Source organism: Streptomyces chengmaiensis (assembly GCF_029846775.1).
Taxonomy (GTDB): domain Bacteria; phylum Actinomycetota; class Actinomycetes; order Streptomycetales; family Streptomycetaceae; genus Streptomyces; species Streptomyces chengmaiensis.
On the sequence record NZ_JARWBG010000029.1, the window covers coordinates 77465 to 88017 of the forward strand.

The 10553-nt window shown below is 65.9% G+C and carries 11 protein-coding genes; 1 reads left to right on the forward strand and 10 read right to left on the reverse strand.

The genetic code is table 11. From position 1 onward, the window contains the following. Positions 1-206: 206 nt before the first annotated feature. A complete protein-coding gene (locus QCN29_RS23165; protein ID WP_279930529.1) occupies positions 207-428 on the forward strand; it encodes a hypothetical protein in 222 nt (73 codons plus the stop codon). 390 nt (positions 429-818) lie between these two features. Here the strand turns inward: QCN29_RS23165 and QCN29_RS23170 are convergent, their stop codons facing one another. The 10 genes from QCN29_RS23170 to QCN29_RS23215 form a co-directional block, all read right to left on the reverse strand. Then, the gene (locus QCN29_RS23170; protein WP_279930530.1) at positions 819-1358 is read right to left on the reverse strand and encodes an N-6 DNA methylase; all 540 of its coding nucleotides are present in this window, start codon (positions 1356-1358) and stop codon (positions 819-821) included. 196 nt (positions 1359-1554) lie between these two features. Further along, positions 1555-2151, reverse strand: a complete 597-nt coding sequence (locus QCN29_RS23175; protein WP_279930531.1) for a hypothetical protein — start codon at positions 2149-2151, stop codon at positions 1555-1557. Between the two features lie 311 nt (positions 2152-2462). Then, positions 2463-2762, reverse strand: coding sequence for a hypothetical protein (locus QCN29_RS23180; protein ID WP_279930532.1), 300 nt, complete (start codon positions 2760-2762; stop codon positions 2463-2465). Between the two features lie 194 nt (positions 2763-2956). Beyond that, positions 2957-3946 (reverse strand): IS110 family RNA-guided transposase, encoded by a 990-nt coding sequence (locus QCN29_RS23185; protein ID WP_279930533.1) that lies wholly within the window; start codon positions 3944-3946, stop codon positions 2957-2959. Positions 3947-4275: 329 nt separating this feature from the next. Continuing rightward, on the reverse strand, positions 4276-4773 hold the full coding sequence (locus QCN29_RS23190) for a hypothetical protein (protein ID WP_279930534.1): 498 nt from the start codon (positions 4771-4773) through the stop codon (positions 4276-4278). A gap of 732 nt (positions 4774-5505) precedes the next feature. Then, a complete protein-coding gene (locus QCN29_RS23195; protein ID WP_279930535.1) occupies positions 5506-5808 on the reverse strand; it encodes a hypothetical protein in 303 nt (100 codons plus the stop codon). 111 nt (positions 5809-5919) lie between these two features. Continuing rightward, positions 5920-7785 carry a DEAD/DEAH box helicase gene (locus tag QCN29_RS23200; RefSeq protein WP_279930536.1) on the reverse strand — a complete coding sequence of 622 codons (1866 nt, stop codon included), beginning with the start codon at positions 7783-7785 and terminating at the stop codon, positions 5920-5922. Next, positions 7782-8207, reverse strand: coding sequence for a hypothetical protein (locus QCN29_RS23205; protein WP_279930537.1), 426 nt, complete (start codon positions 8205-8207; stop codon positions 7782-7784). The genes QCN29_RS23200 and QCN29_RS23205 overlap by 4 nt, the downstream gene beginning before the upstream one ends. 187 nt (positions 8208-8394) lie before the next feature. Beyond that, the gene (locus QCN29_RS23210) at positions 8395-8772 is read right to left on the reverse strand and encodes a hypothetical protein (protein ID WP_279930538.1); all 378 of its coding nucleotides are present in this window, start codon (positions 8770-8772) and stop codon (positions 8395-8397) included. Positions 8773-8855: 83 nt separating this feature from the next. Continuing rightward, on the reverse strand, positions 8856-10052 hold the full coding sequence (locus QCN29_RS23215) for an IS110 family RNA-guided transposase (protein ID WP_279930539.1): 1197 nt from the start codon (positions 10050-10052) through the stop codon (positions 8856-8858). Positions 10053-10553: the final 501 nt, after the last annotated feature.

Here is a 10553-nt window from a genome sequence, read left to right on the forward strand (position 1 = left end):
GCTGATTTCTGCGTCGACGGTCGGCGGATATGGTTCCCCCTTGGTTCATGGCCCTGTGTAATTCAGTAGTGCCCTAGCCCGGAGTCGAACCGGGCCGAGAACCATCCAGGGCTGCTCTACTTGAGCCACGACAAGCCGTACAGAACACGCAGAGTCGGCCGGTTCACGTTGGTGTACATGCCGGGCATATCGAGTTTCACCCAGTAATGCTCCTGAAGGACGACAGCGCAGAACTCCAGCCCCTTACGCTGTGCATCCTGATCATCATCCGGGTCGAACGTGTGCCAGATGATCCACGTCTCGCCTTCGCGATGCTCCGCATGCCAGACCTCGAAACCAGCGCGCTGCTTCTTCCAGGAATACTCCGGGATACCTGCACGCTTCAGGTGACTGCGAAGGTTCTGCGCTGCATGTTCTTGAGGGTCTGAACCTCTACAGCAATAATCGGCATTCTCGTTTCCCCCTTTCCAATCGAGTAAGGGACTAGATGACCTCACCTATGTAATGGGTGGAGTAGCGGCCTCCGTAAGGAACGATATCCAGAGCAATGCGGCGAGCCGCAGCCATAACGGAATCCCTACTTTCTCCCCAAACGGTGTGCCGCAGCTCCTCAGGAAGTATCACGTCGCATTCAACGACAACGTCTGTGTCCTCGGATTTTTCCGCGCACCGCTTGTGTGCGTGATCCGCGGTTACCGTGACCTCGTGGACGCCTTCCGCTTCCGGGGTCCACTGAATGTAGGCCCAATGCATTTCGTGCCCTCCAGGGCTAGTATTAGCAGGGCTGATTCCTGAGCAAGCCCAGGAAGGAGAGCGCTTCAGTCACCGCTGTTCCAGGGGAATTCGTGGCCGTGCCGGGCCACAAACTCGTCGTACGCGGCGATGATGCACGGTCGGTCGTTTCCCTGAGGGAACTGCCGAGCGGACCTGAGGTCGTCGTCGAGGATGAAGGCGCGCCGCCTTACGGAGCGCAGGTTCGCAACACCGCGGACGGTTACCAGGTCCGTCTCCTCATGCCCGCTGGCCACGAGATTGCCGTGACCGTCCCGCACGTACAGCGGTTTGCCCCGCCGGTCGTGGCCGACCTTCTCGGCGGCGGCCATGAACACCGGATAGTCGGGAGGGCCGTGCATCCGCTCCTGGCGCTTCTCCTGCTCGGTCTTCTTCCGCAGCGCAGGGCGGGCGCTGGTCAGGACGTTGACGCCCGCGCCGACGAGGAGACTCTCCACGGGCAGGTCAACACTGGCCATGATCCGGCACTGGTCGAGGATGTACTGGCGGAGCGCCTCATCGTCGGCGCCGGGGTTGGGCAAGATCCCGTTGGGCAGGACCATGCCGATGCGGCCGCCGGGCCGCACTCATTCGATCGCCTTCTGGACAAAGAGCTTCTCAGGTACCACGGAGGAGGCCGGCTTCCCGCGTCGGAGATTGCCGTCCTTCTCGCGGGTCCAGATGAAGGCTGCACGTTCCTGGCTGTCCGGCGCCGGACTTGCAGTCGAACGGGATCGGGCGGCTACGGCCCTTGCGGCAGACGCGGGGGCTCATGGCGTGCGCCTACGGCAGTACGGCGCGAAGCCCGTTGGTGAGCAGGGCCACGGCCGCAGACAGCTCGCGGGGCGTGGTCAGCGCGCCCAGCTGAGCGGCCGTAGCCGAACTGCTTTGCCCAGCAGCGGCATTGAGTGCCGCCTGAACGGCATGGCGGACGGTTTCCGTGACTCGCATCTGGACTTCGGTGTCCTCCAAGTCGGCAGCCGTGACCTGCCCGCGCCCCATGAGGCGGTTGGTCTTGGAGGCGACATCAAGGGTGGTGAGCGCGTCGTCGTCCGCCGCGGGGGCGAGAGCGGAGAGGTTCGCGCCGCCGAACGCAGTACGAAAGCGTGACGGGCAGTGGATGTGAAGGTCCATGGCGAGCTCGGCGGCGAGGCCGCGGACGGCTACCAGACCATACCTGTCGGCCAGTTGTGTCATGAGTCCGAGCGCTGCGTGAAGATCCCCCCGTCTGAGGGCTATCACGTAGGCGGCGGTGACGGTGCGTATGAGCTTCTCGGGAAGCGCGGTACTGGACACGATATTTTCCCCGTTCGGGTGTTCAGGTGGCTGCGCGCCGACGAACTCGCAGGTGATGGGGTTGTCCCAGTCGTGATCGGTCATGCGAGCGCTGCTCCTTGAGCCTGTTGGGTACGGCAGCTGGCTGGGGCAAGCAACGAAATTGCCGGTGGAGCTGGGCTGGTCGTTCCAGCACGAGCCCCACCGGCAGGCGGGTGTTCTTTGGCTCCCGAGCCGGCTGCGCCGGCCCAACGCTTGCGCTTCGGAGCGGGTCTTCGAACTACCCATCGTGGTCACTGAGGTTGTCAGTGGCACCGACGCGGCCGAACTGGTCTGCCCAGACCTGGCGAGCGGCCCCGAGAGCTATGCACTCGGCTTCGAGCTTGCGGTCCAGTCAGGCGGTGGCGGGTTCGGTATCAGGCACCGGCGTTCTCCGTGATCGGGACCTCGGTGCGCGCCAGTTCGTCCTCCTGGTCGGACTCGGCCATCAGGTGCCACATCGCGTTGCAGAGGTTCTCAGCGGTGACGGCGCCTTCGGTGAAGCTGCCGCCGATGCCGGTGACGAGCAGGGTCTTGATGTGGTCGGCGACGAGGCCTCGGATCTCCGCGCGGCCCTCGGCGTCGGCCGCCACGTACTGGGCCCGTCCGATCCAGTCATTGCCGTCCGGCGACGTGAGGTGGCGGGCGATCTCTTCGCTGCTCAGGTCCTGACTCATGCAGTTGTCCTCTTCTTGTCGTCATCGTCTTGTCGTCATCGCGCCGCCCGGGCCAGGGCAGCACACCCCTCTGCGTAGGCGCCCCGTGCGTTGTGGGGCGTCAGCCCGTCACCCGATCAGTGGTCGCTCTGAAAGAGCTTGCTCTTTCCCAGCCCCTGAAGGCACGCCGGAACCCGGGGTGCCTCTGTGTCTTGTCAAGCCGCCTGAGTGATGCAGGATTTGGCTCTGCGCTCGTCCGTGATCATGACGCGCCAGACGTGGTCCGCCAAGCGGCGTTTGAGGCACCGCTTCGCTTCTTTCGCCGTCTTGCCTTCGGAGAGTTTGCGCTGGTAGTAGGCGTGTCCAGGTGAGTTCAGCATGCGTATCTGCACGACTGCGATGGTGTGGAGGACGGAGTTGAGCTGGCGGTCACCGGAGCGGGAGAGCCGGTGGCGGGCTTTGTCCGCGCTGGCGATTTCCACCGGGGCGGCGCCGACGTAGTTCGCGAACGCTGCCGAGCTGGGGAAGCGGTGAGCCTGCCGGGTGCGGCCGATCAGCCGGGCGGCCATGACCGGCCCTATGCCCGGGGTGTCCATCAGGGTGCTGCCCGATGTCTCCACAAGGCTCTGCATCCGGGCAGCGTTGTCCGTGAGCTGCTTGTCCAGTTTCCGGATCTCGGCGACAAGGTCCCAGGCGATGTCCTTGCGGACGGCCTCGACGTCGCCGACGGGGCGGACGGATCGCAGCAGCTTGGCGGCCAGGTCCGCGGACAGCTGGGTCGGCGCGCCGCCGGGCAGCAGATCACGCAGCAGCGCGTGGAGCTGGTTGACCGTACGGACCCGGGCCTGGGCCAGGTTCACCCGTCGTTCGTCCAGGAGAGCCAGCGCGGTGGTGTGGTCCTCGGGTTCGACGTCCCGTCCGTCTCCCTGCAGATAGGCCACGGTGGCTGCGGCCGCGGCGTCGATCTGGTCGTTCTTACGCCGCCCGCCGCGGGCGATGAGCCACTGGGCGAGATGCCGGCCCAGCCCGTTGGCGTTCTCCACCGCCCACTTCCGCCGCGGCCACCGCTTGGCCCAGGCCAGCAGCCGCCGGTAGTCCGTCAGGCTCGCCTCGATCCGCATCGTCCCGGCCTGCTGGTTTGATTCCGGCTCGACAGCGGTGGCGGTGTGAGTGGACTTATGGGGGTCGACACCGAGCAATATCACGGGACAACGTTCCTCACGGTCGGACGACAGGGCATCCACGGCCGACACGCCGACTTCCGGAACCAACCGGTCGGGACACGCCTCTGTTGAGTCAGACCGCAGACGGACACCGGACCGGCGACATACCCCGGGAGAGCCAGCTCCGACGAGCGGCAGGCGATTCACGAGTCAACCGATCCGGCGTCCTACGGCACGCTACGAGCGGCCAACCCGACCGCGTCCCGCTACCCCCATACAAGTCGGCGATTCAGTCCTCTATTTCTGCGTGGACCAGGGCCTCGAGGTACTCCTCCAGCTCCCGCTGGGACATCTTGCGGGGGTCCGTCGAGTCAGCTATCGGAGTCTCCCTCGGCGACGCGGCTCTTGCGGGCCGAGAGCCGGCGGATGCTAGCGGCGATACGGTTGTGTTCTCGAAGACTGTCGCTCGCTTCAGCACGGTGATACTCAGCCTGTCGGTTGTGGTCCCCGATCGACTTCTCAAGTCGGGTGAGCTCGCAGCGGAGGCTGTGCTCTCTGTCGCCCCAGTAGATCTCGCGCACGGCGGCCGTCAGTTCGGATTGGTGCATCATCAGCCACGCACCGGGGACCTGGGCTTGCACGTGGGACAGCATTCCGCGCTGGAGCTGGAGCAAGATCCCGCCGTCGCCCTTCGTGGACGGTCGCGCGAAGGCGACGCGCGGCGTGCCGAGGAACGGCTTGAGCCGCTGGGGCACCGTCTCAGCGGGGAACTTCGCGAGCACACGTGAGATCAGGCCCACCATCTCGTCGAGTTCGGCGAACAGCTGGATCGTGGCGTCGACGATCTCTGTGGTCTTGTTGTGCTTCATCACTCCTGGTCCTTGAAGATCGGGTCCTGCGCGGGGAACCGGGACACGGCCGTCCCGCCCCGATTGGCCTCCCCCTCATGACGTAGAGGAAGGCGCTGCCTTGACGCAGAGGATGGAGGCGCACTGTTCCTTCGTGTCCATGGCCAGACCCGTCGTCAGGGCGCGCTCGTGAGAGGCCGTCAGGGGTCTGGTTGGAGGCCGATGCGTGTCCCGGCTGGTGCATTGACGGGTCTCATCGGTGTCTTGCTCGGGGCTTCGGCGATCAGCGTCGCTTTCGCGTCCGACCGGTGGCAGCAAAGCGTTTCCTCGGGGACACCACCGGAACCCGGGGATGCCCATGAACGTGAACGCCGACGCATCAACGGGGAACGGGCCGGGCGTACGAACGCCCGGCCCGTTCCGGTGTCGATCCCGCACCCGGGTCGGCTATGCCGACCCAGACCCCCGAGGCCAGCGCCGGTAGGGCGCGAAGCCGAGGGGGACACGCTGTTACCCCTCGGAACGTGACGCGAAGTGCTTGTTCCACCGGAGGGCGGTGATCTTCTTCATGGGGGAGTCCTCTTCTCGATCATGCGTGTTCAGTGAGCGGTCGCCGCAGTGACCGCCCGGCTGTGGGATCACAACCGGGCGGTCGTCGGATGGGTACGGGTTATCCGGTAAAGCGCAGCGGGGTACGGGGACGGCCCCGGGCCGGGACGGGTGTCCGGGGCGCGGGGCCGTGGGCGGAGCTGTTCAGTGGATCGAAGCGACTGAGGGGTATGCCTTGAGGTCTCGTGTGAGTGCCGCAGCAGTGACGAGGTCCGCCGGGCGGCGGTTCGTGATCCCTACGTGAAGCACCAACTTCGGGGGCTCGTGTTGGGCGGTCGATACGTGGTAGCGCCTGCTTCGCACCTGGAAGTGGTAGCTGCCGAGGCAGATCACATCGCTGTCCTGCGGTAGCGGTGCTCCGAGGAGATCGAGCTCGAAGGTTACGTAGGTCGGGTCCTCCGGATCCTGTTCGCCACGCAGCCGAACGACGACGCGTACAACGTCCACGGTGTGCTCCTGGTCACGGGTGCTGGTGGTACTCGGGGGCTGGGGCATGTCGGTCCCTTCGGATGCGGGGTGGGGCCGCCGGGAGCGGGGCCGTCGTCGGATGGGTGTGGGTTAGACCCGCTCGGAAGCCCAGAGGTCCTTGAGGTCCTCTCGGATCTCTTCTTCCAGGGCGGCGAGAAGCGCCTGCTCGGCGTTGAAGTCCCCGGAGACGGCCTCGATGAGGTCGTCCTGGACCTGCTGCTTGCCTGCGAGCACCGAGGGCATCCGCTCGTCCTGCGTGCCCTTGGCGATGAGCCGGTGGATGGTCACCGGCTTCGTCTGGCCCGTGCGGGAGAGCCGGCCGTTGGTCTGGAGGTAATGCTCAAGCGAGAACGGCAGCGTGTACCAGATCAGCGTCGAGCCGCCGTGCTGCAGGTTCAGGCCGTGCCCCGCGGCGGCAGGGTGGAGCAGCATCACCTGGATCTGCTTGGCATTCCACCGGCGGACCATGTCGCGCGAGCCGTCGAAGGCCTGCGCGTCGATGCCGACCCTCCGGAGCCGCGTGAGCAGCTGCTCCTTGTCGGACTTGAAGTGATAGGCGATGAGCACGGGCTCGCCGCCGTTGTTCCGCACCAGATACTCGGTCATCTCGATCTTCTTGTCGTGGATGACCTCGTACCGGCCCTTCGTGGCCGGGTCGTCAGGATCCGCGGTGTAGAGCGTGCCCGAGGCGAACTGCATCAGCTTGCTGGTGAGCACTGCCTGGTTCGCGGCAACGATCGACTCGACGCTCTGCGTCAGCTTCCCGTCGTCGGTGTAGGTCTGCACGATGTCCAGGACCAGGTCGCGCTTGAAGTCCTTGTAGGCCTGGAGCAGGTCCGGCGGGAGCGTGACATTGACGTCCTGGATGCTGAGCGCTGGGAGCTGCAGGCTCGTGTTCTGCGCGCTCATCACCAGGTGCGAGATGGCCTGATGGATCTCAGCTTCGGCGTTCGCCGTGGGGATCCACTTCGCCGGTGTCGTGGTGCCGGGCACCATCTTCGGCGTGAACCAGCGGTTGCGGTACGCGGTGATGTTCTGACCCAGCGTCCGGCCCTGGTCGAGCAGGTAGACCTGGCTCCACAAGTCGTGGAGACCGTTGGGGCTGGGCGTTCCCGTCAGCTCGATGAGCCGGGTCATGGCCGGCCGCACCGTCGCCAGGGCCAGGAAGCGCTGCGAGTCGTGCGACTTGAAACCCTGGGACTCATCGATGATGACCGTCTGGAAGGGCCAGATGATGGTGTTCTGGCCGTTGATGTTCTGGACCGGCAGCTGGTCGACCAGACCGAAGCGGCACTGAGCACAGCCTGCGCCGGAACAGGTTCGGCAGTCATAGGCTTCCCACGTCACCAGGGCCGACTTGAGCAACTCCTGAATCCAGGCGCGGATCTTGGCCTTGGCGGGGACCCGGTTGTTGGCGTTGCCGGCGACCAGCGCACGATACTCGTCGATCAGTTCGTCTCGGTCCAGTGGCCCCCGTGCCTGGAGCAGACCCAGGATCGCCGTCGCCTCCGGTGAGACGGTCGGGGCAGGCACTGCGCCCGGCACCGGCGTGATCAGCTTCGTCCCCTGGGACGGCTGAGTCAGCAGCTCCTGGTTGATGAAGTACATCGTCGGCGGATCGGTGGCGACTTCCTGGAAGCGCTTCAGGCGCTTGGCCTTGGAGAGCTTCCTGTCGTTCTCGTCGACGATGAGCGACTTCGTCCGGATGGGGAAGCCCCACTTCTCGATCTCGTCGATCCAAGTGGAGCGGGCGATCGCCACAGGCGCTATGACGAGGATGTGACCCATCGGGCGGATCGTCTGCAGGACACTGAGGGTCGTGAGCGTCTTGCCGGCCCCGACGCCGAGCCACGCACCGGCGAAGGGGTGGTCAACGAGGAAGTCGTGGATCTGCTGCTGATGCGGCATCAGCGAGATCGGGGACGGAGCAGTAGCCGCGGTCATGTCGCTGGTCATCCCTTCTCTTCGAGTGAGTGTTCATTCGCTTTCTGCAGAGCCTCGGGAGTGATGTCGGAGTTCGTTCTGGTTGCGGGAACCGACGCGGCACAATCGAGGTGGGCTCGCCGACGCGAGCCCAGAGCAACCGCAGTGCTGAAGGGCCGCCGGTAGACCTCGTATCTGAACTCCTGAGCCTGGGGCGTGCATTCGGCTTCGGTCTCGGCTTCAGCCGCGCGTATGACCTCGAATAGCGGCTGACCGGACTCGTCGAAGGTCATCTTCAGCGGCGTAACCGCGGGAAGGCTGCCTTCTTGGGCGTCGAACCAGGCGGTGAAAGCTGTGCTGTGCTGGATGAACGCCTGGGCCACCGTGATCTCTCGGGCCGGTCTGGGTTCCTGAGTGGAGTCCGACGATGGAATTTCAGCATGGTGCTCGGCCATGAGCCGGCGCATGTCGGCCCTGGCTCGCACAGACGGCCCCGGAGGGTGCTCAGCACCCCGGGGTCTCCGTCGGCCAGCAGTTCATCCAGCAGGCGGAGGCTCTGTGCGTCCAGTCGGTTCCGCAGACGGCGTTCAGCCTGGAGCGGCGCCACCTTCTCAACGGACTCCCAGATCTTTCCGCTGTACTTCACGACGCGCCCCCGATGCCGTAACGCTCCAGCGCCGCGTCCACGCCTCGCTGGAACGACTCGAGGCTCAACCGAATGTCCGCCGGGACGGGCACGCCCCGGTAGTGCGGCTGCGGAACATCCCGGCTGCCGAACCCAGGGCCCCACTCCCCGGCCGGAGGGCGCTCGCCGTAGGGGTACGCCGTCGGCAGCGGGCCGTCGTTGTGCGTGCCCCACATCTTGGCCGTGTGCATGGTCGGGATGAGGGTCCCGGTCAGGCCCCGGCAGCGGTTGCAGGGGTAGTTGACGTACCGGACGTCCGTGTTCGCCCGCAGTCCGTCGCGGGCGGAGCAGTTCCACGTGCCGCACCGGCGGCACGCGTAGCGAGGCTCGCTCACGACACCCCTATGCATCTGTGGGTCATGGCGCTGCTCTCTGTTGGTTGGATGAGATCCTGAGGAGGTGCTTCCTAATGCTGTTGTCAAGCAGCCGCAGTGCTGGGCGGTGTGGGTTGGTAGCGCCGTCCGTCGCGGAGAAGTGCCCAGAGGACGTTGACCCGCCTTCGGGCGAGCGCCAGGACTGCCTGGGTGTGCCGCTTGCCCTCGGCGCGCTTGCGGTCGTAGAAGCGGCGCGACTCGGGGCAGCACTGGATGCTGATCAGAGCCGAGGTGTAGAAGACACGGTTCAGGCCGCGGTGGTAGCGCCGTGGCCGGTGGAGGTTGCCGCTAATCCGGCCCGAGTCGCGTGGTGTGGGGGCCAGCCCGGCGAAGCCTGCGAGCCGGTCAGGGGTGGCGAAGAACTCGGTGTCGCCCCTGGTGACCGCGAGGAGCTCGGCACCGAGCAGTGGGCCGATCCCGGGCAGGCTGGTGATCACCTCGGCCTGCGGGTGTTCGCGAAAGCGGCCCTCGATGAGTTTGTCGGTTTCGGCGATCTTCTCGTTGAGGGCCATCACTTCCCTGGCGAGGGTCTTGACCAAGTCGGCGACGAGCTTCTCGGCGGGCAGGGCCGTGTGCTGCTGTTCAGCAGCCGTGACGGCTGCGTCCGCCAGTGCACGAGCGCCCCTGACCTTGCGGTTGCGCAGCCAGGTCTCCAGTCGGCTGCGGCCCAGACGGCGCAGGGCAGCCGGTGTCTGGTAGCCGGTCAGCAGCACGAGGGGACCGGTGTTGTTCACGTCCAGCGCGCGTTCCAACGCGGGAAAGATGCCCAGCAGTTGCTCGCGCAGGCGGCTGATGGCGCGGTTGCGGTCGGCGGACAGGTCCTTGCGGCGCGCGGTGAGGAGCTTGAGTTCGAGGGTGAGTTCGTCTCCGGACCGCAGCGGGGTCAGGTCCCGTCGCATGCGGGCCTGATCGGCGATGATCGCCGCGTCTTTCGCATCGGTCTTGCCCTCGCCTCGGTAGGCGCCGGCCGCACGGTGGACGGTCCGGCCCGGGATGTAGAGCAGCTCCTGGCCGTGGTTGGACAGCAGCCCGATGAGCAGGGCGGCTCCGCCGTCGGCAAGGTCTACGGCCCACAGGACCTGGTCTCCGAGCGCCAGGACGTCCGCGATCAGATCGAGCAGCTCGCTCTCGTCGTTGGCCACACGGCGCGACAGCAGCCGCTTGCCATCGGTGTCGATCACCACGCAGTGGTGATGGGTCTTGCCGGCGTCCACCCCGGCCCACAGCTGTATCACGGGCATCTCCCCGAACTCGTCGTGCCTGTCTCCCGCAGACGACTGCGCCGGCCTGGCCCTACACAGCGACTTGCTCGCACATCCCAATCAGCAGCCGAGTCGTCGTGGGACGTCAGGCGGCCAAGCACCCCGAACCATGATCGGCAGCCCAATGAAAGCCACACCCGACGTCCCTGGGTGAGCCAACCCTACGAATGGCTCGCTCAGCCCACCCAGGAAGGTAGGGCCCGATGAAGACGTCGATGCTCGGCTTGTCGTCGACGACGTGAACCTCGGCCCCGTGGCGGCGCAGCTTGGCGTGCGTGAGCTGTTGCAGCTTCCGCAGCTGGCCGCCGGGTGTCGGCGTACGGACTTTCCTGGCTCTGGCAAGATTTTCGTAGCTGGAGATCATCTCGGTGACACGGTCGTCCGGTCCGCGGTGCGGGCAGCCTGTGGTTGTGCTCTGTTGAACTGGCAAGTCTATTACCGCAGTTGACTGATGTGCTGGTTGTGTCGGTTGATGTCTCT

What these genes read in the sequence shown, in the direction of transcription:
- QCN29_RS23175 (WP_279930531.1), bottom strand. Translation starts at nt 2,151, where the DNA reads ATGACCGATCACGACTGGGACAACCCCATCACCTGCGAGTTCGTCGGC.
- QCN29_RS23215 (WP_279930539.1), bottom strand. Translation starts at nt 10,052, where the DNA reads ATGCCCGTGATACAGCTGTGGGCCGGGGTGGACGCCGGCAAGACCCAT.
- QCN29_RS23190 (WP_279930534.1), bottom strand. Translation starts at nt 4,773, where the DNA reads ATGAAGCACAACAAGACCACAGAGATCGTCGACGCCACGATCCAGCTG.
- QCN29_RS23180 (WP_279930532.1), bottom strand. Translation starts at nt 2,762, where the DNA reads ATGAGTCAGGACCTGAGCAGCGAAGAGATCGCCCGCCACCTCACGTCG.
- QCN29_RS23165 (WP_279930529.1), top strand. Translation starts at nt 207, where the DNA reads ATGCTCCTGAAGGACGACAGCGCAGAACTCCAGCCCCTTACGCTGTGC.
- QCN29_RS23205 (WP_279930537.1), bottom strand. Translation starts at nt 8,207, where the DNA reads ATGGCCGAGCACCATGCTGAAATTCCATCGTCGGACTCCACTCAGGAA.
- QCN29_RS23200 (WP_279930536.1), bottom strand. Translation starts at nt 7,785, where the DNA reads ATGACCAGCGACATGACCGCGGCTACTGCTCCGTCCCCGATCTCGCTG.